Source organism: Pantoea sp. X85, assembly GCF_029623675.1.
GTDB lineage: Bacteria > Pseudomonadota > Gammaproteobacteria > Enterobacterales > Enterobacteriaceae > Pantoea > Pantoea leporis.
In genome coordinates, this window is record NZ_CP121108.1 from 3215985 (window position 1) to 3240779 (window position 24795).

Annotated in this window: 21 protein-coding genes and 5 tRNA genes; 4 read left to right on the forward strand and 22 right to left on the reverse strand. The window is 52.2% G+C overall.

All coding sequences use genetic code 11. The features are described from left to right. Window positions 1-65: 65 nt before the first annotated feature. The gene (ffh, locus tag P6287_RS15035) at window positions 66-1427 is read right to left on the reverse strand and encodes a signal recognition particle protein (RefSeq protein WP_277974000.1); all 1362 of its coding nucleotides are present in this window, start codon (window positions 1425-1427) and stop codon (window positions 66-68) included. Between the two features lie 167 nt (window positions 1428-1594). On the opposite strand from ffh, the gene P6287_RS15040 reads away from it, so the two are divergent. Both P6287_RS15040 and P6287_RS15045 read left to right on the forward strand, forming a co-directional pair. Further along, window positions 1595-2389, forward strand: a complete 795-nt coding sequence (locus P6287_RS15040; RefSeq protein WP_101762623.1) for an inner membrane protein YpjD — start codon at window positions 1595-1597, stop codon at window positions 2387-2389. 10 nt (window positions 2390-2399) lie between these two features. Beyond that, window positions 2400-3686: an HlyC/CorC family transporter gene (locus tag P6287_RS15045; protein ID WP_110868330.1), complete on the forward strand. Its 1287-nt coding sequence runs from the start codon at window positions 2400-2402 to the stop codon at window positions 3684-3686. A gap of 53 nt (window positions 3687-3739) precedes the next feature. Here the strand turns inward: P6287_RS15045 and luxS are convergent, their stop codons facing one another. The 15 genes from luxS to tam all read right to left on the reverse strand — a co-directional run bounded on the left by luxS (window position 3740) and on the right by tam (window position 14539). Further along, window positions 3740-4255 (reverse strand): S-ribosylhomocysteine lyase, encoded by a 516-nt coding sequence (gene luxS, locus P6287_RS15050; protein ID WP_192236523.1) that lies wholly within the window; start codon window positions 4253-4255, stop codon window positions 3740-3742. A 150-nt stretch (window positions 4256-4405) separates the two neighbouring features. Beyond that, window positions 4406-6010: a glutamate--cysteine ligase gene (gene gshA / locus P6287_RS15055; RefSeq protein ID WP_110868328.1), complete on the reverse strand. Its 1605-nt coding sequence runs from the start codon at window positions 6008-6010 to the stop codon at window positions 4406-4408. Between the two features lie 31 nt (window positions 6011-6041). Continuing rightward, entirely contained in the window at window positions 6042-6470 is a 429-nt protein-coding gene (locus tag P6287_RS15060; RefSeq protein ID WP_101762620.1) for a YqaA family protein, read from the reverse strand. Beyond that, window positions 6467-7033 carry a fructose-1-phosphate/6-phosphogluconate phosphatase gene (gene yqaB / locus P6287_RS15065; protein WP_008108985.1) on the reverse strand — a complete coding sequence of 189 codons (567 nt, stop codon included), beginning with the start codon at window positions 7031-7033 and terminating at the stop codon, window positions 6467-6469. The genes P6287_RS15060 and yqaB overlap by 4 nt, the downstream gene beginning before the upstream one ends. 241 nt (window positions 7034-7274) lie before the next feature. After that, window positions 7275-7351, reverse strand: a tRNA-Arg gene (locus P6287_RS15070). A 44-nt stretch (window positions 7352-7395) separates the two neighbouring features. Next, a tRNA-Arg gene (locus P6287_RS15075) sits at window positions 7396-7472 on the reverse strand. 55 nt (window positions 7473-7527) lie between these two features. After that, a tRNA-Arg gene (locus P6287_RS15080) sits at window positions 7528-7604 on the reverse strand. Between the two features lie 85 nt (window positions 7605-7689). Beyond that, window positions 7690-7766: transfer RNA gene (locus P6287_RS15085), tRNA-Arg, on the reverse strand. An 8-nt stretch (window positions 7767-7774) separates the two neighbouring features. Further along, window positions 7775-7867, reverse strand: a tRNA-Ser gene (locus P6287_RS15090). A 305-nt stretch (window positions 7868-8172) separates the two neighbouring features. Then, complete coding sequence (gene csrA / locus P6287_RS15095) at window positions 8173-8358, reverse strand: carbon storage regulator CsrA (RefSeq protein ID WP_008104508.1); 186 nt, start codon at window positions 8356-8358, stop codon at window positions 8173-8175. A gap of 249 nt (window positions 8359-8607) precedes the next feature. Beyond that, on the reverse strand, window positions 8608-11235 hold the full coding sequence (gene alaS / locus P6287_RS15100) for an alanine--tRNA ligase (RefSeq protein WP_192411987.1): 2628 nt from the start codon (window positions 11233-11235) through the stop codon (window positions 8608-8610). Window positions 11236-11370: 135 nt separating this feature from the next. Beyond that, window positions 11371-11886, reverse strand: coding sequence for a regulatory protein RecX (locus P6287_RS15105; protein WP_192411988.1), 516 nt, complete (start codon window positions 11884-11886; stop codon window positions 11371-11373). Between the two features lie 115 nt (window positions 11887-12001). Next, window positions 12002-13072, reverse strand: a complete 1071-nt coding sequence (gene recA / locus P6287_RS15110; protein ID WP_137386329.1) for a recombinase RecA — start codon at window positions 13070-13072, stop codon at window positions 12002-12004. A gap of 93 nt (window positions 13073-13165) precedes the next feature. Next, window positions 13166-13660: a nicotinamide-nucleotide amidase gene (gene pncC / locus P6287_RS15115; protein WP_192411989.1), complete on the reverse strand. Its 495-nt coding sequence runs from the start codon at window positions 13658-13660 to the stop codon at window positions 13166-13168. A gap of 102 nt (window positions 13661-13762) precedes the next feature. Further along, a complete protein-coding gene (gene tam, locus P6287_RS15120) occupies window positions 13763-14539 on the reverse strand; it encodes a trans-aconitate 2-methyltransferase (protein WP_192411990.1) in 777 nt (258 codons plus the stop codon). Between the two features lie 166 nt (window positions 14540-14705). Between tam and P6287_RS15125 the strand changes: the two genes are divergently transcribed. After that, on the forward strand, window positions 14706-15593 hold the full coding sequence (locus P6287_RS15125) for a dihydrodipicolinate synthase family protein (RefSeq protein ID WP_277974001.1): 888 nt from the start codon (window positions 14706-14708) through the stop codon (window positions 15591-15593). A gap of 32 nt (window positions 15594-15625) precedes the next feature. Here the strand turns inward: P6287_RS15125 and P6287_RS15130 are convergent, their stop codons facing one another. Both P6287_RS15130 and mltB read right to left on the reverse strand, forming a co-directional pair. After that, window positions 15626-15961, reverse strand: a complete 336-nt coding sequence (locus P6287_RS15130) for a zinc ribbon domain-containing protein YjdM (RefSeq protein ID WP_277974002.1) — start codon at window positions 15959-15961, stop codon at window positions 15626-15628. An 85-nt stretch (window positions 15962-16046) separates the two neighbouring features. Beyond that, window positions 16047-17129, reverse strand: a complete 1083-nt coding sequence (gene mltB, locus P6287_RS15135) for a lytic murein transglycosylase B (RefSeq protein ID WP_277974003.1) — start codon at window positions 17127-17129, stop codon at window positions 16047-16049. A 366-nt stretch (window positions 17130-17495) separates the two neighbouring features. On the opposite strand from mltB, the gene mutS reads away from it, so the two are divergent. Then, a complete protein-coding gene (gene mutS, locus P6287_RS15140; RefSeq protein WP_192236515.1) occupies window positions 17496-20039 on the forward strand; it encodes a DNA mismatch repair protein MutS in 2544 nt (847 codons plus the stop codon). Between the two features lie 108 nt (window positions 20040-20147). Here the strand turns inward: mutS and P6287_RS15145 are convergent, their stop codons facing one another. From P6287_RS15145 to nlpD, 4 genes are all read right to left on the reverse strand, one after another. Next, window positions 20148-20894 carry a GolD/DthD family dehydrogenase gene (locus P6287_RS15145; RefSeq protein ID WP_101762610.1) on the reverse strand — a complete coding sequence of 249 codons (747 nt, stop codon included), beginning with the start codon at window positions 20892-20894 and terminating at the stop codon, window positions 20148-20150. A gap of 70 nt (window positions 20895-20964) precedes the next feature. After that, window positions 20965-22140: an MFS transporter gene (locus P6287_RS15150; protein WP_277974004.1), complete on the reverse strand. Its 1176-nt coding sequence runs from the start codon at window positions 22138-22140 to the stop codon at window positions 20965-20967. 458 nt (window positions 22141-22598) lie between these two features. After that, entirely contained in the window at window positions 22599-23597 is a 999-nt protein-coding gene (gene rpoS, locus P6287_RS15155) for an RNA polymerase sigma factor RpoS (RefSeq protein ID WP_007893257.1), read from the reverse strand. Window positions 23598-23645: 48 nt separating this feature from the next. Further along, a complete protein-coding gene (gene nlpD / locus P6287_RS15160; RefSeq protein ID WP_277974005.1) occupies window positions 23646-24767 on the reverse strand; it encodes a murein hydrolase activator NlpD in 1122 nt (373 codons plus the stop codon). Window positions 24768-24795: the final 28 nt, after the last annotated feature.

Sequence of the window (24795 nt, forward strand, 5' to 3'; positions counted from 1 at the left end):
TTTTACTCATTTTGGCGCAAAAAGCAACCTAAGCGTGCCAAATTTCCGGCTTTATGATGGTCGCCTTAGCGACCAGGGAATCCAGGCGGCATCATACCTTTCATGCCACGCATCATTTTGGCCATGCCGCCTTTCTTCATTTTCTTCATCATGCGCTGCATATCATCGAACTGTTTCAGCAGTCGGTTGACATCTTGCACCTGCATGCCTGAGCCCAACGCAATACGACGTTTGCGCGACCCCTTGATAATTTCTGGCTTCTCACGCTCTTTACGCGTCATCGAATTGATGATGGCTTCCATGCGGACCAGCACTTTATCATCCATCTGCGATTTCACGTTGTCAGGCAGTTGCCCCATGCCCGGCAGTTTGCCCATCAGGCTCGCCATGCCGCCCATGTTGCGCATCTGCTTCAACTGCTCAAGGAAGTCGTTGAGATCAAAACCGTCGCCGGTTTTCAGTTTCTTCGCCAGTTTCTCCGCCTGATCGCGGTCAACTTTGCTCTCAATATCTTCGATCAGCGACAGAACATCGCCCATGCCAAGAATGCGCGACGCGATACGCTCTGGATAGAAAGCTTCCAGCGCTTCGGTCTTCTCGCCCATCCCCATAAATTTGATTGGCTTGCCGGTAATGTGACGAATCGACAGCGCCGCACCACCGCGCGCATCACCATCGACTTTAGTCAGGATCACACCGGTCAGCGGCAGCGCTTCGTTGAAGGCTTTCGCGGTGTTGGCGGCATCCTGGCCGGTCATGGCATCGACCACAAACAGGGTTTCCACCGGATTTATCGCGGCGTGTACCTGTTTGATTTCGTCCATCATCGCTTCATCGACGTGTAAACGACCGGCGGTATCCACCAGCAGCACATCGTAGAATTGCACTTTGGCTTGTTTTAGCGCGTTCTGAACAATATCGACCGGCTTTTGAGTCAGATCGGACGGACAGAAATCCACGCCGACCTGGCCAGCCAGGGTTTCCAGCTGTTTGATCGCCGCAGGGCGATAAACGTCAGCAGAAACTACCAGCACTTTTTTCTTATGCTTCTCGCGCAAGAATTTACCCAGTTTCGCCACGCTAGTGGTTTTACCGGCACCTTGCAAACCTGCCATCAGCACCACGGCTGGCGGCTGAGCATTCAGATTGAGCGCATTATTTTCAGCGCCCATCGCCGCAACCAGTTCGTTGCGCACGATTTTGATGAACTCCTGGCCTGGCGTCAGGCTTTTGTTCACATCGTGGCCAACGGCGGCCTCTTTCACGCGATTAATAAATTCACGCACTACCGGCAGCGCAACGTCAGCTTCCAGCAGCGCCATGCGGACTTCACGCAGCGTGTCTTTGATGTTGTCTTCAGTCAGCCTTCCGCGGCCGCTGATATTGCGCAGGGTTTGCGACAAACGATCGGTTAAATTATCAAACATGCTCTCTCACTTAGAACCGTAGCGAGGCCGCCATAGGCGACACAATGCGGCGGATTATAACACGAAGACGAAGCGATCTCTGCAATTGACCGTCAGATCGTTTGGAGCCTGCTGCTGCTGGCGCTATACTGCTTTTTTCCTTATCTGACCGATACCTGAAAGGATCTATGTTCGTTTTCGCGATCGTGGCGCTGTTCGCCTACTCCCTCAGCCTTGCATTGATCATTCCCAGCCTGCTTAAACGCAACGGTGGCTGGCGTCGTTTTGCTGTGCTTTCTGCCTGCGTGGCGCTGATTGCGCACGCCATTGCTCTGCAGCAGCGCATTTTTGCTGTTGATAACGGGCAAAACCTCAGCCTGCTTAATATCGGCTCGCTGGTTAGCCTGCTGATCTGCGCCATCATGACAATTGTCGCCTCGCGCAATCGTGGCTGGCTGCTGCTGCCGATTGTTTACAGCTTTGCATTGATTAATCTGGCCTTTGCCACCTTTGTGCCCAATGCCTTTATTACGCATCTGGAAACCACGCCGGGCATGATGGTTCACATCGGTCTGTCGCTGTTTGCCTATGCCACGCTGATCATCGCGGCACTGTATGCGCTGCAGCTGGCGTGGATCGATTACCAGTTGAAAAATAAGAAACTGGCTTTCACTCAGGATATGCCGCCGCTGCTCAGCATTGAGCGCAAAATGTTCCACATCACGCAGATTGGCGTTGTGCTGTTGACGCTGGTGCTGTGCACCGGTTTGCTCTTCATGCATAACCTGTTTAGCGCTGAGAATGTGGATAAAGCGGTTCTCTCCATCATTGCCTGGTTTGTCTACATCGTTCTGCTTTGGGGACACTATCGTGAAGGCTGGCGCGGACGCCGCGTCGTGTGGTTTAACTGTGGCGGCGCATTGCTGCTAACCATGGCCTACTTCGGCAGCCGCGTGCTTCAGCACCTGCTCACCTCTCACTAAGGATTTTGTGTTGGAACACGTTTCAACCACCACGCTGATCATTACGCTGGTCATCATGGTGCTGGTCTCTGCCTATTTCTCCGGTTCAGAGACCGGCATGATGACGCTTAATCGCTACAAACTGCGCCATAAAGCCAAAAGCGGCAATCGCGGTGCGCGTCGGGTAGAAAAACTTCTGCGTCGTCCCGACCGTCTGATCAGCCTGGTTTTAATTGGCAACAACCTCGTTAATATTCTCGCCTCCGCACTCGGCACCATTGTCGGTATGCGCCTGTATGGTGATGCTGGCGTAGCGATTGCTACCGGCATTCTGACTTTTGTCGTGCTGGTATTTGCCGAGGTGCTGCCGAAAACGGTCGCGGCGCTCTATCCAGAAAAAGTGGCCTATCCCAGCAGCGTGTTACTGGCTCCGCTGCAGTATGTGATGCTGCCGCTGGTGTGGCTGCTGAATACCATTACCCGCATTTTGATGCGCATGGTGGGCATTAAAACCGACGGTTCCATCAGTTCGGCGTTAAGCAAAGAAGAGTTGCGCACCATTGTGCATGAATCGCGCTCGCTGATGTCGCGGCGTAATCAGGACATGCTGCTGTCAGTGCTTGATCTGGAGAAAGTCAGCGTGGATGACATCATGGTGCCGCGCAATGAGATCGTCGGCATCAACGTCAATGATGACTGGAAATCGATTGAGCGCCAGCTGAGTCATTCGCCGCATGGGCGTATCGTCCTGTTCCGTGACTCGCTGGATGACTGTGTTGGTATGCTGCGCGTGCGTGAAGCCTGGCGCATGATGACCGAGAAGAAAGAGTTCAACAAAGATCGCCTGCTGCGTGCTGCTGATGAGATTTACTATGTACCGGAAGGCACGCCGCTTAACGTGCAGCTGGTTAAATTTCAGCGCAACAAAAAGAAAGTCGGCATGGTGGTTGATGAATATGGCGATGTTAAAGGCTTAGTGACGATCGAAGATATTCTGGAAGAGATCGTCGGCGATTTCACCACCTCCATGTCGCCGTCGTTGGCCGAAGAAGTCATGCCGCAAAATGATGGTTCGGTATTGATTGAAGGCAGCGCCAATGTGCGTGAAATCAACAAAGCCTTTAACTGGACGTTACCGGAAGAGGATGCGCGCACCATTAACGGCATGCTGCTGGAAGCACTGGAAGAGATTCCGCTGGTCGATACTCGCGTCACTCTTGGCGCCTACGATATCGATATCCTTGATGTGCAGGACAACATGGTGAAGCAGGTGCGCATTACGCCACACCACGCACTGAAATCCACCATCGGCTCCTGAAGCCTGTAAACAAAAACGCCGCGATAATCGCGGCGTTTTTCATGGTGTCTCAACTAGATGTGCAGCTCTTTCAGCTTTTCCGCTGGCAGCTTCAAATCTTCGTTGCGGTTCACGCCGATGTCGTGCGCCAGCACATTGCGCGCGATCTGCTGCGCTTCATCCAGTGAGTGCAGTTTGTAGCTGCCGCACTGATATTCGTTCAGCTCTGGAATCTGGCCCTGCTCTTTGACTTTCAGAACATCTTCCATCGCGCCTTTCCAGGCTTTCGCAACACGCTGCTCGTCAGGCGTACCAATCAAACTCATGTAGAAGCCGGTGCGGCAACCCATTGGCGAGATGTCGACGATTTCAACGCCATCACCATTCAGATGATTACGCATGAAGCCAGCAAACAGGTGCTCCAGCGTATGGATGCCACGCTCAGTCAGAATATCAATATTCGGACGGCAAAAACGCAGGTCGAAAACGGTGATGGTATCGCCATGCGGAGTTTTCATGGTTTTTGCTACGCGTACTGCAGGTGCGCCCATGATGGTATGGTCAACAGTAAAACTATCCAGTAGTGGCATACGTCACCTCCTGTTTTGAGATTTTTTTTAAAACGATGAAACTTTTCTGTTCGTCCAGCGTCTGAATATATGAAAGACGCGCATTTGTTATCATCATCCCTGACAACAGAGATGTTTATTTTGGCCACATTGATGTGGCCATTTTCTTTTCTAGCCTTCGCGACCCGCAAGGTAGCTTTCGAAATCCAGCGTATCGCTCTGTTCCAGCTTCTCTTGTGCCTGCACCGACTCCAGCGCCTGACGACTAAAATCTTCTTCAGTCAGAATCTCTAACGACTCTTCACACAGCAGATGACGATATTGCTCTGCCAATGCCACGCCCGCGCCGGTCAAACCGTTTTCTTTGATCGCATGCAGGATGCGCGCCGAATAGGTTAGCTCAGGATCGTCGAAAGATGCCACCAGTTGATCGCAAACCTGTTGATATTGCGTGTTGCCGTGATTGCTGTCGAGCACTTCCGCCACGCGACGCAGATCGGCAAACAGCGCTTTACCCACTTCAACCAGCGTGTGTTCTTTTTCGCTGCAACCTACAGCAATGACCTGGCCAGGCTTACGCCCTTCCATCACCACGCGATTCCAATTTTTGCGCGTACACAGCAGCTCATCCGCACTCATTTCTGGCGCATCAGCCAGCGTACACCAAATCAGGAACAGATCGAGGAAGCGCGCCTGATCGGCATCTACGCCAATCGCGGAGAATGGGTTGATGTCCAGCGAACGCACTTCAATGTATTCAATACCTCCGCGCAACAGCGCATCGGATGGTGCCTCGCCTGAACGCGTAACGCGTTTCGGACGAATCGGCGCGTACAGCTCGTTTTCAATTTGCAGCACATTGGTGTTCAACTGCAGCCAGTTGCCATCGGCGTCTTTGGTGCCCATGGCGGCATACTCTTCCGACGGCGTTTTAATCGCCGCTTTCAGCGCTGCAACGTAACCTTCCAGCGAGTTAAAAGTGATACCCAAACCGCTCTGCGATTTGTTGGTATAACCAAGGTCGCTCAGGCGCAGTGAGGTGGCGTGAGGCAGCCACAGCGTACCCTTGCCATCACCTTCAAACGGCAGATTGCTCTCGCGCCCTTGCAGGAACGAGGAGCAAATCGCTGGCGATGCACCGAACAGATACGGAATGACCCAGCCGAAACGATAGTAGTTGCGAATCAAACGCAGATAGCCGGCAGAGATGGTCTCTTTACCGCTTTCGGCATCTTTTACATCCGCCCACTCCTGCCAAAACGACAGCGGCAACGAGAAGTTGTAGTGCACGCCAGAGATAATCTGCATCAGCGCGCTGTAGCGATTCTTCAGCCCCTGACGATACAGCGTTTTCATTTTGCCAATGTTCGAGCTGCCATACTGCGCCAACTCGATGCTATCAACGTCATCAATGAAGCCCGGCATGCTGAAAGGCCACAAGCGCTCCTCGCCTAACTCACGCGCCACATGACGGTGAATATCGCGCAGAAACGCCAGTGAGCGATCGATGCTCTGATCAACTGGCGTGATGAACTCCATCAGCGTTTCGGCAAAATCGGTGGTGATCCAATCATGCTTAAGCGCCGAACCGAGTGACTCAGGATGTCCTGTGGTTGCCAGGTGACCATCGGGTTTTACGCGTAATGATTCGCGCTCAATACCACGGCCGATACCCTTTAACGCGTCAGGATGCGCCTCCAGCCAGGAAAGTGCCTTAGATACGTCCGGGATCACGTTAACCTCCCGCTGTGTTAATAATTTATTTTTGTTCAGCATAATGTTAGCCGTAGCCTCGAATCTGTGCGAATCAATGCCACCATTGCATTGTTTGCAATGTGGCGGTCGCGATAACGATATAACGCAGCGTTTTACCCATGGCGAGGAACAGCACTGAAGGTAGCCAGGCAAAGCGCAACCAACCTGCGAGCACGCAGAGTAAGTCGCCCACTACCGGCAGCCAGCTAAAAATCAGTGCTGCAGGTCCTAATCGGTGTAACCACGTCATTGCTGTGTCGTGCCATCGCCCTTGCCCTTTTGGCGGCATCAGGCGACCAAGAAGAATGTTGGTCAGGCCACCCAGCGTGTTTCCCACTGATGCAGCCAATAACAATCCATAAACCGAACCTTTTTGGGCGATCAGCAGTGCAACCAGCACCGCTTCCGAGCTTCCCGGTAACAGAGTCGCGCTAAGAAAGCTGCTGCCGAATAACGATCCATAGGTCAGAAATTCATTCACAGTAAACGGACATCAACCACGTCCATGCCTGCTGCTTTGGCGGCTTGTACGCCGAAGTCAGCATCCTCAAACACTACACAGCGCTCGGGTGCGATACCCATTAATTCAGCGCAGCGTAAAAAGGTATCCGGCTGCGGCTTATGACGCTGTACGTCATCCGCTCCGACCACCGCATCAAACAGGTGGTAAACACCTAACTCTTCGAGTAAGGCTTTTGCCAGGCTGTGTTCACTGCCGGTGCCCACCGCCATCGGACGGCGACCATGATAAGCCTTTACCACGTCCATCAACGGCAGCGGACGCACGTCATCCAGCAACATCGCTTTCAGTGCAGCGGTTTTTTCCGCCGCCAGCAGATGCGGATCGTGCGTTGCATTGTTCTGCTCAAGAATGAACTGCGCCAGTTGCCAGGTTGGAGCGCCATTGAAGCCCACCATTTTTTCTTCATCCATGGTGAAACCATAGCGGCCAAGCACCTGCTGCCAGGCTTTTCGATGTGTCGGCTCAGTATCCAGAATTGTGCCGTCCATATCGAAAATCAGGGCGTCATATTGGTCGTACATTGTCACTCCATCGAGCACCACAAAATGAGCCATTACTTTAGCGTAATGCGCTCAGGTTGTCGCCAGGCACGCTTAACCGCAAATGCTTTGAAAGCATTAGTTTTTTTCGTTTTCAGAAAAAGGTCAGAGTGCAATGCCGTGGATAAACGCCGGTAAATTCAGCGATTTTTTTACAAGTTGATTTGATTGCTGCAGGATTCAGAAACTGAGAGTCAAAAACAGAAAGGTATCGAAGAAGAGATGGTGCATCCAGGAGGATTCGAACCTCCGACCGCTCGGTTCGTAGCCGAGTACTCTATCCAGCTGAGCTATGGATGCATTGAGTTACTGCTGAAGAAAATTTTGAGAAGTTTGAAGAGGAATGGTGCATCCAGGAGGATTCGAACCTCCGACCGCTCGGTTCGTAGCCGAGTACTCTATCCAGCTGAGCTATGGATGCATTGAGGTTTTCTTACGATGGACTAACTGAAACAACCTGAGGATGATACGAAGAATGGTGCATCCAGGAGGATTCGAACCTCCGACCGCTCGGTTCGTAGCCGAGTACTCTATCCAGCTGAGCTATGGATGCATCGAGTTAATTCTTGTACAACGCAGGGTGCTAACAACTCACCATGAAAGGAACTGCTCGTTCACTCTTACTTCACCTTTCCGAATGGTGCATCCAGGAGGATTCGAACCTCCGACCGCTCGGTTCGTAGCCGAGTACTCTATCCAGCTGAGCTATGGATGCATCGGAAATGGCGGTGAGGCGGGGATTCGAACCCCGGATGCAGCTTTTGACCGCATACTCCCTTAGCAGGGGAGCGCCTTCAGCCTCTCGGCCACCTCACCTTACGCGTTCTTCCGAACCGTGCTTCTGAACTTGTTTCTGCTCATCGGCACTGCGTGGCGCACATATTACTTTCCCGGACTTATAAGTCAAACATTTATTTCCAGCCTTTTGTTTGATTGCACAAATGACACTCAATTCGGATGCTTTAGCGACAAAAAGAGTGATTTATCAACAAAGAAAGCCTGCTGGAGAACAGAAATGGGCGTTAAAGAGAATTGGTAATAGAGAGCGAAAAGCGGAAGATGTGTGGGGCTGGAGAGGAAAAACCGGTAGCGCCTCGCTCATGAGCGAGGCGCTGAATCCGTTAGTAACTCGAGGCTTGAGTTTTTTCGGCTTGAATACGCTGATAGATCTCTTCGCGATGTACCGAAACTTCTTTAGGCGCGTTAACCCCAATGCGGACCTGGTTACCTTTTACACCCAGCACCGTTACAGTCACCTCATCGCCAATCATGAGGGTTTCACCAACTCGACGAGTTAGAATAAGCATTCTTTGCTCCTTGAAAGATTAAAAGAGTCGGGCTTGTTCGGTCTCCCGGCCGTATCCATCATATAACGCTGAACAATGCCTATGACAAATACACCATTGTGCTTCGCCATGCCAATACATTCTGCTGATAGTTAGTTTAGCCGAAATACACTACATCAACCGGACTTTGTCATTACCTGGTGTGCACCGCGTTAAAAAAGCGCCAGAAAACGGGCTTCTGGCGCTTATCACAATGCGAAATTTTATACGTTACAGTCGGTCACTGACCCATTCCTGCACGCCTGCCAGCGCGCCAGCCAGCGCCTGCGGATTTGTACCGCCGGCCTGAGCCATATCTGGGCGACCACCGCCTTTACCACCAACCTGAGAGGCCAGTTCGCCAATCAGCTCGCCGGCTTTTACACGGTCAGTAAGATCTTTGGTCACGCCAGCAATCAATGAAACTTTGCCATCATCAACCGTTGCCAGCACGATAATGGCAGACGTTAACTGGTTCTTCAGATCGTCAACCATGGTACGCAACATTTTCGGCTCAACGTTGCTCAGTTCACTGACCAGCAACTTCGTGCCTTTAACGTCAATCGCCTTACTGCTCAGTGACGCGCTTTCCTGCGCAGCTTGCTGATCGCGCAGTTGCTGCAACTCTTTTTCCAGCGCGCGGACGTGATCAACTAAGCCGCGCACTTTCTCATTCAGGTTACTGCTATTGGCTTTCACCAATTGCGCCACATCCAGCAACTGTTGGCTTTGCGCATTCACTTGTGCCAACGCACCTTCGCCGGTTACGGCTTCAATGCGGCGTACACCTGCAGCAGTGCCCGATTCAGACTGAATGCGGAACAGGCCAATATCACCGGTACGCAGCGCGTGAATACCACCACAGAGTTCGGTAGAGAAATCGCCCATGGTCAGCACACGTACGCGCTGATCGTATTTCTCACCAAACAGCGCCATTGCGCCCTTCTGTTTTGCATCATCGAGATCCATGATTTCGGTCTCAACGACAAGGTTGCGGCGAATCTGCGCGTTAACAATATCCTCGACCTGACGGATTTCCTGCGGTTTCATGGCTTCAAAATGAGAGAAGTCGAAACGCAGATATTTATCGTTAACCAGCGAGCCTTTTTGTCCTACGTGATCACCCAACACCTGACGCAGTGCTGCATGCAGTAAGTGCGTGGCGGAGTGATTCAAACGGATGCGCGCGCGACGCGTTTCATCAACCTGCGCATGCAAACGGTCACCAACGCGTAACTGACCGTTGCTCAGCTTACCGATATGACCAATCGCTTTACCATACTTCTGTGTATCCTGAACGCTAAATTCAGCATTCTGCCCAGCCAGCACGCCAGTATCGCCAACCTGTCCACCTGACTCGCCGTAGAACGGCGTTTCGTCCAGCACGACCACCGCGTCCTGACCTGCGCTGATCTGCTCAACTTGCTGACCGTCGACGAACAGTGCTTCGACTGTCGCATTCAGTTCCAGATGGTCATAGCCTTTAAAGTCGGTTGCGGCATCAATGCGAATGACATTGTTATAGTCGGCACCAAAACCGCTGGCTTCACGCGCACGCTGACGCTGCTGCTCCATCGCGGCTTCAAAACCCGCTTCATCAATCTTCAGATTGCGCTCACGGCACACGTCAGCGGTCAAATCCGCCGGGAAACCGAAGGTGTCGTACAGACGGAACACCGTTTCGCCATCAAGCGTATCGCCCTGCAGCTTGGCCAATTCCTCATCCAGCAGCGCGAGTCCACGCTCCAGCGTTTTGGCAAACTGCTCTTCTTCGTTTTTAAGCGCGTTTTCAACATGCTTCTGCTGACGCTTCAGGTCTTCGCCTGCAGCTCCCATCACTTCAATCAGTGGCGCAACCAGCTTGTAGAAGAAGGCTTCTTTCGCACCCAGCATATTGCCGTGACGTACCGCGCGACGAATAATGCGACGCAGCACATAGCCGCGGTTTTCATTCGATGGGATTACGCCATCGGCGATCAGGAAGGCACAAGAGCGAATATGGTCAGCGATAACGCGCAGCGACTTGTTATCCAGATCGGTTGCGCCAGTTACCTGCGCAACTGATTTGATCAGTTTGGCAAACAGATCGATTTCATAGTTGGAGTTAACGTGCTGCAACACGGCAGCAATACGCTCCAGACCCATGCCGGTATCCACTGACGGTTTAGGCAGCGGCTCCATGGTGCCGTCGGCCTGACGGTTGAACTGCATGAAGACGATGTTCCAGATCTCGATGTAACGATCGCCATCTTCTTCCGGGCTGCCCGGTGGGCCGCCCCAGATATGATCGCCGTGATCGAAGAAAATTTCGGTACATGGACCGCAAGGTCCGGTGTCGCCCATCTGCCAGAAGTTGTCTGATGCGAAAGCGCTGCCTTTGTTGTCACCGATACGGATAATGCGCTCGCGCGGCACACCAATATCGTTAGCCCAGATTTCGAAGGCTTCATCGTCTGTTTCATAGACGGTCACCCACAGGCGCTCTTTAGGCAGCTTGAACCACTGCTCACCCGTCAGCAGTTCCCATGCATAAGCGATCGCTTCTTTCTTGAAGTAATCACCAAAGCTGAAGTTGCCCAACATTTCAAAGAAGGTGTGGTGACGTGCCGTGTAGCCCACGTTTTCGAGGTCGTTATGCTTGCCGCCGGCACGCACACAGCGCTGCGACGTCGTTGCACGCGCATAGTCGCGCTTATCCTGACCGAGGAAAACGTCTTTAAACTGGACCATCCCGGCATTGGTAAACAGCAAAGTCGGGTCGTTGTTCGGTACGAGGGAGCTGCTGGCTACAACCTGATGTCCCTTGCTATGAAAAAAGTCGAGAAACGCTTGACGGATCTCAGCAGTGCTCTTGCTCATAAAATTCCTGGAATCACGCTAACGAACGTTCCCTTTCGCTGGCAAACCCTATCCATCCGGCCTGCCGCTGACTGAGGAACAAAAAGTGGGAATAAGATAAATTTTCTTCAGTGGGAAGTAAAATCACATCGCCTTTCAGTCGTCACTATTTCTGAAAACAGCCTGAATATCTTCCATCATAAAGCCTTTCGACATTAAAAAACGCTGTACCTTGCTTTTCTCAGTCCAGGTTTGCGGTAAGGGTTCGCCAAATTTGCGTTTGGCAAGATCGGCTGCGCACTGGCTCCAGTCTACTTCGGTATCGAATAGCGCCTGATTGATCTCCTCACGGCCAATGCCCTTTTGCTGCAATTCCATACGCACGCGCTGTGGACCATATCCTTTACGTGCACGGCTTTGAATAAAGCGTTCGGTAAAGCGCTCATCGTTGAGCCAACCGCTTTCCTGACACCAGTCGAGCACTTTTTCCAGTAACTCGTCGGGAATGGGCGTATTTTCCTGCTGCTGCAGATAAGCCGCACGTTGGGAAGAGAGCTGTAATTTACGCTTCAGCTCTTCACGACTGTGGTCGCGCTGCGAAAGGATGCGCATAGCGCGGTCGAGTAAACGGGAATATGTTGGCACCGGTGCCGCAGATGGTGATGATGACATAGGATCAACCTTGTTCTAACAGTCGTGCAGGGTCGCAGAGTAAAGCAAGAAGGCAGAGAGGAAAAGCGCTGGCGGGGAAAAGCAAAACGGGAGCATTTCTGCTCCCGTTAATATTTTAGAAATCTTCGTTGGTTTCGCTGGCTTCTTCGCGATCATCCGCGGAGATTTTCGCGGTGTCTGCGGCGGCGGCATCACCACTTAGCAGTAAGTCACGCAGCTTCTTGTCGATTTCATTCGCAATCGCCGGGTTCTCTTTAAGGAAGTTGGTGGAGTTAGCTTTACCCTGACCAATCTTCTCACCGTTGTAGCTGTACCACGCGCCGGCTTTCTCAACCAGTTTGTGCTTCACGCCAAGATCCACCAGCTCGCCAAAGGTGTTGATACCTTCGCCGTACATGATTTGGAATTCAGCCTGCTTAAACGGTGCCGCAACTTTGTTCTTCACGACTTTCACGCGGGTTTCGCTACCTACCACTTCGTCGCCCTCTTTAATCGCACCGATACGGCGGATATCCAGACGAACAGAAGCGTAGAATTTCAGTGCGTTACCGCCTGTTGTGGTTTCCGGGTTACCGAACATCACACCAATCTTCATACGAATCTGGTTGATGAAGATCAGCAGCGTGTTGGACTGCTTCAGGTTACCCGCCAGCTTACGCATTGCCTGGCTCATCATACGAGCGGCCAGACCCATGTGCGAATCGCCAATCTCGCCTTCGATTTCCGCTTTCGGCGTCAGCGCCGCCACGGAGTCGACGATGATGACGTCAACTGCGCCTGAACGCGCCAGCGCATCACAAATCTCCAGCGCTTGCTCACCGGTATCCGGCTGTGAACACAGCAGGTTATCGATATCAACGCCCAGTTTTTTCGCGTACACCGGATCCAGTGCGTGCTCAGCATCGATAAAGGCACAGGTTTTACCTTTACGCTGTGCAGAAGCAATGACCTGCAGCGTCAGCGTGGTTTTACCCGAAGATTCCGGTCCGTAAATCTCAACGATACGGCCCATCGGCAAGCCACCCGCGCCCAGCGCGATATCCAGTGACAGTGAGCCGGTAGAGATGGTTTCGACATCCATTGAGCGGTCTTCACCCAAGCGCATGATGGAGCCTTTACCAAATTGCTTCTCAATCTGGCCCAGTGCGGCAGCTAAAGCCTTCTGTTTGTTCTCGTCGATCGCCATTTCCACTCCTAATCATGCTGGGTGAGTCGACATCAAGTATGTCGCTCGTTCTGTTGCAGCTAATTATACTGTATAGTCATACAGTATCAAGTTTTAATTTATCAGAAATTCATCAAGCAGCGTTTGCAGCGCCCAAGCCACTGACTGACGGCGTACCGCATCACGGTCGCCAGCAAAGATCTGGCGCTGCGCTAGTACGCGCCCCTCTGGACCCACAATCGCAAACCACACGGTGCCCACCGGTTTATCGGGCGTGCCACCTTCAGGACCGGCAATACCGCTTACGGCGATGGCGTATTCTGCCGCTGCCGCTTTAGCCGCACCGGTAGCCATCTCACGCACCGTCTGTTCACTTACGGCGCCATGCTGCTGCAACGTTGTCTCCTGTACGCCGACCATCTGCTGCTTAGCTTCATTGCTGTAAGTAACGAAACCGCGCTCAAACCAGGCAGAGCTACCGCTGATATCAGTAAATACTTTCGCAATCCAGCCGCCGGTGCAGGATTCTGCAGCGGTCACCGTGGCCTGACGTCTCTTCAGCTGTTCGCCAATGCGGTGGCTTAGCTGCTGTAACTGTTCATCGTTCATCGCCTTCTCCCGTTGTGGCGCTTCACGTTAGCAGTAAATGGTGCACTGAAAAGCCCTTTTCAACCTTCAGCCATCATTTCTGCGCAGTGGATTCCAGATACCTCAACCTGTTTTCACTGCAACCATAAACAGACGCGGGAAGGCTAACAAAACCTGGCCGTTACTGCGTGCGGGGTAAGCCGGAATGAGGGCCTGATGATAATCATGAAGAAATGCTGCCTGCTGCGTTTCATCCAGCCCCGCGAGGAAAGGACGCAGCCCGGTGGCACGCAACCAGGTAATGATGCCCTGCGCATCTGCCATCGGGTGATAATAAGTAGTGCGCCAGACATCAACCTGACAACCCGCATCGGTCAGCAGATCGTAATAGCGATCGGTGGTTAGCAGACGTTTGCGATCCGCCGCTTGTGGCGAAATCAGCGCCTGCCATTTTTCATTCGCCGCCACTTCACGCATCAGACGGTGCGATGGTTCTTCAAGATTATCCGGCATCTGAATCGCTAGCGCGCCACCGATGGCCAATTGATCAACCAGATGCGGCAGCAAGGTGTGATGCTCGGTCAGCCACTGCAGCGAGGCGTTGGCATAGACAACCTGCTGCGGCTGTTCAGCCTGCCAGCGACGAATATCGGCCTGCAGGAAATGGCAGTTGGGGAGACGTTCGCGCGCCTGTTCTAACATTGCCGCAGAACTGTCAATGCCGGTTATCTGCGCCTCCGGCCAGGCTTGTGCCAGTAGCTCGGTGCTGTTGCCGGGTCCGCAACCAAGATCGGTGGCAAAGCGCACATCATCGAGCGGAATGCGCTCCAATAGCTCGCGCGCCGGGCGGGTTCGCTCTGATTCAAATTGGCGATACAGCTGTGGATTCCAGTCTTGCATGGCAATGCTCCTGTCTTGGCTGAGGGGTTAAACACTACCTGCTTTTCATGCGTTTATAGAAAGAGAAAAGTGCGATATCTCACCTTTTTGCCCTCGTTAGCTGGTTAGCCTGTGCAGATAGCATTAAGTTAAAACGACGTTTCATTTTCCAACCAAGGAGCTTGATATGTCTGCACAACCCGCATTGCCCGGCGTATGGTGTCCGTCAGTAACGCCCTTTGATAGCAACAATAATCTCGATATTGATGCGCTTGGCCGCCATTTTTCTCGCCTGAGCCAATCAGGCATTGATACCTTGCTGCTGATGGGCAGTATTGGCGAATTTGCCTCGCTCTCGCAGCAGGAGCGCCTGTTACTGACCCGCGAGGCGCGTCAACTCTCGCCCCTGACCATGGTGGCAAATGTCTCCAGCACCTGTATTGCGGACATGCTGCAACTGGCAGATGCGGCCTGGCAGAACGGATTTGATGCTGTAATGGTGCTGCCTCCTTACTATTACGGGCAGACACATAAACAGCTGCTGCGCTATTTCAAAGCGCTGGATACACAGCTGGGCGGCAAGTGGTTCGCCTACAATTTCCCCGCACGCACCGGCTGTGATTTAACGCCTGCGTTGGTCGCAGAACTGGCGGCAGAGCTGCCCAACTTTATTGGCATCAAAGACACCATGGATTGCTTGTCGCACAACCGCGCAATGATTGAAGAAACGAAGCAGGTGCGCAGTGATTTCACCGTGCTTTCCGGCTATGACGAATATCTGTTGCCCAATCTACTGGCTGGCGGTTCAGGTGTGATTTCCGGCTTGACCAATATTGTACCGGAGCTATTTGCCCGTGCGATGCAGGCCTGGCGGGCGGGCGATGTAGCGCAGCTCAGTGAGATTCAGCAACGTATTGGTAAACTGATGGCGATTTACACTATCGGCGATGATTTTGTTACCACCATAAAAACGGCTGTTGCACGTCGATTTGATTCAATGCGCAGCGACTCGCGCAATTATGGTGGCGAGCTAACAGCGGAACAGTGCGAGGAAGTGGATCGTTTACTGAGTTGAAACAAACAGGACGGCGCAAAGCCGTCCCATAATTAATTCTTTTTGACGAACTCAGATTTGAGTTTCATCTGGCCAAAACCATCAATTTTGCAATCAATGTTGTGATCGCCTTCGACCAGGCGAATGCTTTTGACTTTGGTACCAATTTTCAACGTCGAAGAGCTGCCTTTAACCTTAAGATCTTTAACGACAGTGACGCTGTCGCCATCGGCTAACAGGTTGCCGTTGGCATCGCGTACCACCATACCTTCCGATGCATCATCGGCGTTTGCCGTCCAGATATGGCCGCAAGATGGGCAATTCAGGTTCTCGCCATCTTGCCAGGTGTAATCGGCGTGGCAGACAGGACAGGCAGGAAAGGTACTCATAAGCGCTCCTCAGAAGTCGGATGCGGTGAAGATGGCACCGCAAATGGGGCGCCATCTTATACCCTCACACTTTATATGGACAGCATTAAAACAGGCTGCCCTGGCGTGCTTTAGCCACGGCTTCACCCAACTGCCACACCGCCATTGCATAGTGGGTGCTGTGGTTATAGCGCGTAATGGTATAGAAGTTGGGCAGACCATACCAATATTGATAGCTGGTGCCGAGATCCAAACGCAGCAAACTGACCTGAGTATTGCCGCCCAGCGATCCCTGCGGCGTTAACCCACTCGCGGCTAAGGTGCTGACCGGGTACTTGGTTTTAAAGCCATTCTCCAATGCCGGAGCCTGCCCGCTGGCTGGTACCGCAACGTTCTCGCCCGCACGCCAGCCATGTTCTTTGAAGTAGTTGGCTACGCTACCAATCGCATCAACCGGATCCCAAAGGTTGATATGACCATCGCCATTAAAATCGACTGCGTATTGCTTATAAGAGGATGGCATGAACTGTCCATAACCCATCGCACCGGCAAAGGAGCCGCGCAGATCCAGCGGATCGTCTTGCTCTGTTCGCGCCATCAGCAGGAAGGTTTCCAGCTCACCGCTGAAGTAAGCTGCACGACGCGGATAGCTAAATGACAAGGTTGCCAGCGCATCCAGCAAGCGCGTTTTGCCCATTACCCTGCCCCAGCGCGTCTCAACGCCGATAATGCCAACAATGATTTCCGGCGGCACGCCGTAAACCTGCTGCGCACGCATTAGCGCATCCTGATACTGATTCCAGAATGCCACGCCGTTCTGCACGTTATCCGGAGTAATAAACTTATTGCGATAGCGAATCCACGCGCCATTTGGCCCGGTTGGCGGCGTATAGCTCGGGGCTTGCTGATCCATCAAACGCAGCACGTAATCCAGACGCTTCGCCTGGCCGATAACCGCATGCAATTGCTCACGGTTAAAACCGTGTTTTGCCACCATTTGATCAATGAACTGTTCAGCGGCGGGGTTACCCGCAAAATCGCCAAACATCGGTTGAACCGCGTGCGAAGGTTCCAGCAAAAAACCGCCTTTCGGTGCAGGCACAACGGCGGGCTGCTGATGGGATGCAGGCTTACTGCTGCAGGCAGCAAGCAGAGTAATAAGCGGAAGAAGAGCAACCTTAAAACGCATTGGATATCCATAAGCCAGGTGAAACCGGAAGCACTCATGGTAATCGTTCATCGGGGTGACATACAGAGCAATATCTTAAAATTTAGCCGTTTCCCGCCCGTTTCAGCCGGTTGCAACGCGAATTTGCGAAACCGCTCCACACTTTACCTTTTTCATTAAATTTTGCTTTTTACCGTTTGCGGCAATTTGTTATGGTCGGCAGCCATAAAGCCCTGCTGGCGGATGAAGGTTACGCGGCAAAAATGGTAATATCCCGCTTTCGTTATCCGCCCAAGTGATAACGACACTTCCGGGCTGCATTGACCCAGCCTCAGGTAATTAAAAGAATGAATGTTGAGTGAGAATGAGATGAAAGGAGCAGAGCAAATGGACTTTAGTGGCCATACGCCGATGATGCAGCAATACCTGCGCCTGAAGGCCGATCATCCTGACATCCTGCTGTTTTATCGCATGGGCGATTTTTACGAGCTGTTTTACGATGACGCGAAACGCGCCTCGCAACTGCTGGAAATCTCTCTGACTAAACGCGGCGCCTCTGCTGGGGAACCGATTCCGATGGCGGGCGTGCCTTACCATGCGGTTGAAGGCTATCTGGCGAAACTGGTCCAGCTCGGCGAATCGGTGGCGATCTGTGAGCAGATTGGCGACCCAGCCTTGAGCAAAGGCCCGGTTGAGCGAAAAGTGGTGCGTATCGTTACACCCGGCACCATCAGCGATGAAGCGTTGCTGCAAGAGCGCCAGGATAACCTGCTCGCCGCCATCTTCCAGAGCCAGCGCGGTTTTGGTTATGCAACGCTGGACATCAGTTCTGGCCGCTTCCGCCTGAGTGAACCCGGCGATCTGGAGACGATGGCAGCAGAACTGCAGCGCACCAATCCGGCTGAACTGCTCTATCCCGAAGATTTCCAGGCAATGACGTTGATCGATCAACGCCGTGGCCTGCGTCGCCGCCCGCTGTGGGAATATGAAATCGATACGGCGCGCCAGCAGCTCAATCTGCAATTTGGCACCCGCGACTTAAGTGGTTTTGGCGTTGAGCAGGCGCATCTGGCGCTACGCGCTGCAGGATGTCTGCTGCAATATGTTAAAGACACGCAACGCACGTCGTTACCGCATATTCGCTCACTGAGCATGGAACGTCAGCAGGATAGCGTGATCATGGATGCTGCTACGCGCCGCAACCTGGAGATAACGCAAAACCTGGCCGGCGGCATCGAGAATACACTGGCGGCGATACTGGATAAAACCGTCACGCCGATGGGCAGCCGTATGCTGAAACGCTGGCTGCATATGCCGCTGCGCGATGTCACTACCATTGCCCGGCGTCAGGAGTCTATCGCAGAACTGCAATCGCTTAGTCAGGAGCTGCAGCCGGTGCTGCGCCAGGTGGGCGATCTGGAGCGTATTCTGGCGCGACTGGCACTGCGCACCGCGCGCCCACGCGATTTGGCACGTATGCGCCATGCCTTCCAGCAGTTGCCAGCGTTAAATCAACAACTTGAAGGCGTTGAGGCCACGCAGTTAATTAATCTACGCTCTCAGATGGGCGAATTTACCGAACTGCGTGAGTTGCTGGAACAGGCGATCATTGAATCGCCGCCAGTGCTGGTGCGCGACGGTGGCGTGATCGCTCCGGGATACAACGCTGAACTCGACGAGTGGCGTGCGCTAGCCGATGGTGCCACCGATTATCTTGATCGTCTGGAAATCCGAGAGCGCGAGAAACTCGGGCTGGATACGCTGAAAGTCGGCTTTAACGCGATTCACGGCTACTACATTCAGGTCAGCCGTGGTCAAAGCCATCTGGTGCCGATTCATTACGTTCGCCGCCAGACGCTGAAAAATGCTGAACGCTATATCATTCCTGAACTAAAAGAGTATGAAGATAAGGTCCTGACGTCGAAGGGCAAAGCGCTGGCACTGGAGAAAGGTCTTTACGATGAGCTGTTTGACCGCTTGCTACCGCATCTTGAAGCCCTGCAAATCAGTGCGGCTGCACTCTCTGAGCTGGACGTGCTAGCAAACCTGGCCGAACGTGCATGGACGCTGAATTATTGCCGCCCGGTGCTGCAAGAAAAAGCCGGCATCCGTATTACTGCAGGCCGCCATCCGGTGGTCGAGCAGGTATTGAAAGAGCCGTTTATCGCGAATCCGCTGTCACTCTCACCGCAGCGTCGCATGCTGATCATTACCGGCCCCAATATGGGTGGTAAAAGTACCTACATGCGCCAGACAGCGTTGATCGCGCTGATGGCGTGGATAGGCAGCTATGTGCCAGCAGAGGAGACCGTCATCGGCCCTATCGATCGCATCTTCACGCGCGTCGGGGCTGCTGATGATCTGGCTTCCGGACGCTCGACCTTTATGGTGGAGATGACGGAAACCGCCAACATTCTGCATAACGCTACCGAAAACAGTCTGGTACTGATGGATGAAATCGGGCGCGGCACCTCAACTTATGATGGTTTGTCGCTGGCATGGGCCTGCGCTGAAAGTTTAGCGAATCGCATTAAGGCCATGACGCTGTTTGCCACCCACTATTTCGAGCTGACCACGCTGCCGGAAAAAATGGAAGGTGTCGTGAATGTGCATCTGGATGCGGTCGAACACGGAGACACCATCGCCTTTATGCACAGCGTGCAGGATGGTGCAGCAAGCAAAAGTTATGGTCTCGCGGTGGCGGCGCTGGCGGGCGTGCCGAAGGAAGTGATTAAGCGCGCGCGTAACAAGCTGAAGGAGCTGGAAGCGTTATCTGGCAGCTCCGCCGCATCCACAGTGGAAGGTTCGCAAATGCAGTTGCTGGTGGCAGAAACCTCACCGGCGGTTGATGCGCTTGAGGCACTGGACCCAGACAGCTTAACGCCGAAGCAAGCGCTGGAATGGATCTATCGCTTGAAAACGCTGGTGTAGTTATTCGCCCGCCCAGAAGCAACGTTCTGTGCGGGCCATTTTTTCTTTCTTACAATTCCCTGGTGTTAAGCAATTTCAGCGGGCTCATACTAATCAACTCGCCCGGCTTTAAATCACACTATATCCCCCATCGATCACTAAATTCTCGCCATTGACCATTGCCGCTTCATTGCTGCTGAGATACAACACCGTACTCGCGACTTCGTCAGGTGTGGCAAAACGTCGTGATGGGATTTTTGATTTCATCTGCTCCGCTCGCTCCCCATGCCAGTAACGCTTACCTAATTCCGTCTCAACCACCGTTGGTGAAATGGCATTAGCGGTAATACCAAACGGCCCCAACTCCGCTGCCAACACCCGCGTGAAAGACACCATACCTGATTTGCTGGTGCAATATGCCGCGTGCTCATTGAGTGCAATGACGCTGGCCTGTGAGGCGATGTTAATCAGGCGGCCAAAACCGTGTTCTTTCATATATCGAGCACAATGCTGAGCGAGGAAGAATGGCGCGGTCATGTTAATCAACATCGTGGTATTCCAGCTGGCGAGTTGCACTTCGCCCACGGATTCCAGCATGCCAATACCGGCGTTATTGACCAGGATGTCAATGCGGCCAAAATCATGGTGAATCTGCTCAACCAGTTCGCCAAGCGCTTCGACATTAGCCAGATCGAAAACGTAACCTCGCGCAGGGTTGTCCATCTTGCTGGCAACCGTTTTTACCTCTTCTGCGCGATCGATCATCGCCACTTGGGCACCCGCAGCACTTAAACAGCGGGCAATGGCGTAACCAATTCCCGATGCGGCGCCGGTGACGATGGCGACCTTATTTTGCAGTGAAAATGGTGTTGTCATATTGTGGTCCTTTTCATTGGGGGTATTTATTCGGATTCGCTGGCCGTGGTCTTGAAAGGAGCGTTACGCTCTATTTTGGTTGGGGATCACGAATAAAGAATGTCATGACGCCGCCAGCAAAATAGAGAACGGAGAAAGTAATAATCACGTGCTTGATTTCAAATGACAGGCCGAACATTAGTGCGGCAACCGCCGGACCAATTAGATTACCGAAACCACCACCCAGATTTTGCACCGAAACCGCAGCGCCTTTATGCTGCGGCGCCAGCATCGGGAAAATAGCCCCCATTGGCACAAAGGAGGTAAGCGTTAAGGCTAATAACAGCGCGCAGACAATGGCTAACGCCAGATTACCTGGGAAAAATGAGGGTAAATAATAGAAAGCGGCAGTGGTAATCGTGCATCCGAAGAAACCAAACCAGCGCATTTGAAAAATCCAGCCAATACGATCGCCAATAATGCCCCAAAGCACATTGGTTATTGGTTGAACCAGGAAAAATACGCCCCAGATAGTCGCCCACTCTTTAGTAGAAAATCCTAATTCACGGGTGAAATAGATCGGCATAAATACCGGCAGGCCAAATAATGCCACATTACATAAGATGCGTGTTATCAGCGCAAAGAACATACTGCGGTCTTCGAAGATCAAGGTTATTCCGCGCGATATTTCCCGCAATTTTTCTTTGCGACTGACGCCGTCACTATTTAGATTGTGTTCACTCTGATTTTTAACCGTAAACAATATAATCACACCGCCCACCGCAGCAAACAGCAGTGAAAGCCAAAGCGTATTGATGAACCCAATTTCAGGCACCAGAAGGCCGGAGAGGAAGGAAGCGGTAATGCCATAACCAATGGTAAACATCGACCATATCCAGCCGGTTGCGGAGGCAAGTCGATGCTCAGGCGTGCGCTGCACCACTAATACATAGAATCCATAAAAGAACAGCGGATAAGCGAAGCCGCGCAACGTATAACTCACCAACATCAAGGTAAAGTTATTTTCACTTACGCCAAAATAAACAAATACGGCATGTAACACCATCCACCAAATAGCGCCGGTGAGCATAATTTTCTTCGGACCATAAATTTCACTCACGGCACCGGAAAGCCAACTTGAAACTGCTGCCGTTAACGCATAAACGGTGAAAACTAATGAAACTTGTTTTTCTCCATAGCCGAGATCGTAGAGATATCGGGAGAGATGAGCCAGTTCGATGCCATCGCCGGTCATGAAGATGGCCATCGCAATATATCCCCATAGCAGAGATATTGGCATCCCAAAAACCACTCTGGAGTATTGTGACTTTGTACTGCTGCTTTGCACACGCATTGTTCTTCTCACTCCCTTTTAGTTATTCATTGCTTGAATATCCTGGTGATACAGCGAGCAAGAAAATGGCATAGCACCGTGTTAAAAACTTTTATCAGAGTGACACGGAGAAAGGAAATAAGGCAAAATTGCAAAGAAAGTCGTGCGCAGCATTACAATTCTCTAAATGAGAGCAAGATAAATTGAGCATTTATTAGATGTTTAATTAACATCTAATGGATTTAGTTTACGTTTATCTATTTAGGTGAGGATTTAAGTGATAGCGTTAAAAGATTTTACTTCGATCAATTAACAAAGTGCTGTCTGTTTATTTTAACCAATAAAAAAGCGGTGGTTTTCACCACCGCTTCTTGTATTAACCACGTATTCTGTTATTCACGAAACAGTGCTTCGATGTTCAAACCTTGCGTCTGCAGAATCTCACGCAGACGACGCAGTCCTTCCACCTGAATCTGACGTACGCGTTCACGGGTCAAACCGATTTCACGACCGACATCTTCAAGCGTTGCCGCTTCGTAGCCTAACAGGCCGAAACGACGCGCCAGCACTTCACGCTGCTTGGCATTCAGTTCAAACAACCACTTAACGATGCTCTGTTTCATATCATCGTCTTGCGTGGTGTCTTCCGGACCGTTGTCTTTCTCATCGGCCAGGATATCCAGCAGCGCTTTTTCGGAATCGCCACCCAAAGGTGTATCGACCGAGGTAATGCGCTCATTGAGACGCAGCATACGGCTCACGTCATCAACAGGCTTGTCTAGCTGCTCGGCAATCTCTTCAGCACTTGGCTCATGATCAAGCTTGTGCGAAAGTTCACGCGCGGTACGCAGGTAAACATTTAACTCTTTAACGATGTGGATTGGCAGACGGATGGTACGGGTTTGATTCATAATCGCCCGTTCAATTGTCTGACGAATCCACCACGTGGCGTAAGTTGAGAAACGGAACCCACGTTCTGGGTCAAACTTCTCTACGGCGCGAATCAAGCCGAGATTACCCTCTTCAATCAGATCCAGCAGCGCCAGACCACGATTGCTATAACGACGGGCAATCTTTACTACCAAACGTAAGTTACTTTCAATCATGCGGCGGCGAGATGGAATGTCACCCCGCAGTGCACGGCGCGCAAAGAAGACTTCTTCTTCTGCCGTCAGCAGCGGTGAATAACCAATCTCTCCGAGGTAAAGCTGCGTCGCATCCAAAACGCGTTGCGTCGCACCCTGTGACAACAGCTCTTCTTCCGCTACGTCGTTGTTATCACCAGGTTCGTTCTCAACGAGAGCCTTCTCATCAAAAACCTCAGCTCCGTTGTTTTCCTCGAATTCCGCATCTTCATGTAAATCGTTAACTTTCAGCGTATTCTGGTTCATTAGCGGCTCCTACCCGTGATCCAAGGGCAGAACCAAGGTTCTGCCGGATTATCGCTGCGGTAAATAACGCAACGGGTTTACGGATTTCCCCTTGTAACGAATTTCAAAGTGCAATCGTACTGAACTGGTACCGGTGCTACCCATGGTAGCGATTTTTTGCCCCGCCTTAACTTCCTGTTGTTCCCGGACCAGCATAGAGTCGTTATGGGCGTAGGCGCTCAGGTAGTCATCATTGTGTTTGATGATGATTAAATTACCGTACCCACGGAGCGCGTTGCCTGCGTACACCACTCTTCCCGAAGCTGTGGCGACAACAGGTTGTCCACGCGAACCGGCGATATCGACCCCTTTATTTCCGCCTTCCGCAGCGGAGAAGTTATCGATGATCTTCCCATCAGTCGGCCAACGCCAGCTTCCCACTGGAGTTGTGCTATTAGTCGTGCTGCTGACTGTAGGTGGTGCGACAACCGGAGCTGTGGTCGTTGCCACATTATTTGCTCCTTTCGACGGCAGCAATTTGCTACCCGACGAATTACCCGAATCATCAGAATACGTAATAACAGGTTGCTGTGCAACAGGGGTGGATTTAATTTGCGTCTGGCTCGGTGTAACTGGCACGCCGCCCTGCGTTGCATCGGCAGCAGTAATCGCGTTTCCACCGGTAATGGTCTGGCCGTTACCATTACCAACCTGCAGCGTTTGCCCAGCGTTCAAGCCATACGGGGCTGCAATATTGTTACGCTGTGCCAGATCGCGGAAATCGTTGCCGGTAATCCAGGCAATGTAGAACAGGGTATCGCCACGTTTTACGGTATAGGTTTCACCACCGTAGCTACCTTTAGGAATATTCCCATAATTGCGATTGTACACAATGCGACCATTTTCCGTGGCCACATTGTTATTGTCACTTACCATTCCACCTGACGGTTGTGGGGATGGTGTGCCGCCGCTTAACATTCCGCCACGTGGCATCGCGGGCACAGCGCTGTTTTGCGAAGAGATCATGCCGCCGCCTGGGGCTGAAGCCATCCCGCTATCGCCGCTATTACCACCAATCTGGCTAATGGGTGCCTGTGTATTATCGCCAGAACTACAGCCCGCCAGCCAAAAACCTACCAAAGAAAGTGCCGCCAAACGGCGTAATTGAAATGCTGTGCTTCCCATGCTCACTGATCCCCCGTGATGGCAACCCTGAATA

Coding starts and splice junctions, on each gene's coding strand:
- ffh (WP_277974000.1), bottom strand. CDS start 1,427: ATGTTTGATAATTTAACCGATCGTTTGTCGCAAACCCTGCGCAATATC.
- P6287_RS15040 (WP_101762623.1), top strand. CDS start 1,595: ATGTTCGTTTTCGCGATCGTGGCGCTGTTCGCCTACTCCCTCAGCCTT.
- luxS (WP_192236523.1), bottom strand. CDS start 4,255: ATGCCACTACTGGATAGTTTTACTGTTGACCATACCATCATGGGCGCA.
- gshA (WP_110868328.1), bottom strand. CDS start 6,010: ATGCTGAACAAAAATAAATTATTAACACAGCGGGAGGTTAACGTGATC.
- yqaB (WP_008108985.1), bottom strand. CDS start 7,033: ATGTACGACCAATATGACGCCCTGATTTTCGATATGGACGGCACAATT.
- csrA (WP_008104508.1), bottom strand. CDS start 8,358: ATGCTTATTCTAACTCGTCGAGTTGGTGAAACCCTCATGATTGGCGAT.
- alaS (WP_192411987.1), bottom strand. CDS start 11,235: ATGAGCAAGAGCACTGCTGAGATCCGTCAAGCGTTTCTCGACTTTTTT.
- P6287_RS15105 (WP_192411988.1), bottom strand. CDS start 11,886: ATGTCATCATCACCATCTGCGGCACCGGTGCCAACATATTCCCGTTTA.
- recA (WP_137386329.1), bottom strand. CDS start 13,072: ATGGCGATCGACGAGAACAAACAGAAGGCTTTAGCTGCCGCACTGGGC.
- pncC (WP_192411989.1), bottom strand. CDS start 13,660: ATGAACGATGAACAGTTACAGCAGCTAAGCCACCGCATTGGCGAACAG.
- tam (WP_192411990.1), bottom strand. CDS start 14,539: ATGCAAGACTGGAATCCACAGCTGTATCGCCAATTTGAATCAGAGCGA.
- P6287_RS15125 (WP_277974001.1), top strand. CDS start 14,706: ATGTCTGCACAACCCGCATTGCCCGGCGTATGGTGTCCGTCAGTAACG.
- P6287_RS15130 (WP_277974002.1), bottom strand. CDS start 15,961: ATGAGTACCTTTCCTGCCTGTCCTGTCTGCCACGCCGATTACACCTGG.
- mltB (WP_277974003.1), bottom strand. CDS start 17,129: ATGCGTTTTAAGGTTGCTCTTCTTCCGCTTATTACTCTGCTTGCTGCC.
- mutS (WP_192236515.1), top strand. CDS start 17,496: ATGGACTTTAGTGGCCATACGCCGATGATGCAGCAATACCTGCGCCTG.
- P6287_RS15145 (WP_101762610.1), bottom strand. CDS start 20,894: ATGACAACACCATTTTCACTGCAAAATAAGGTCGCCATCGTCACCGGC.
- P6287_RS15150 (WP_277974004.1), bottom strand. CDS start 22,140: ATGGCCATCTTCATGACCGGCGATGGCATCGAACTGGCTCATCTCTCC.
- rpoS (WP_007893257.1), bottom strand. CDS start 23,597: ATGAACCAGAATACGCTGAAAGTTAACGATTTACATGAAGATGCGGAA.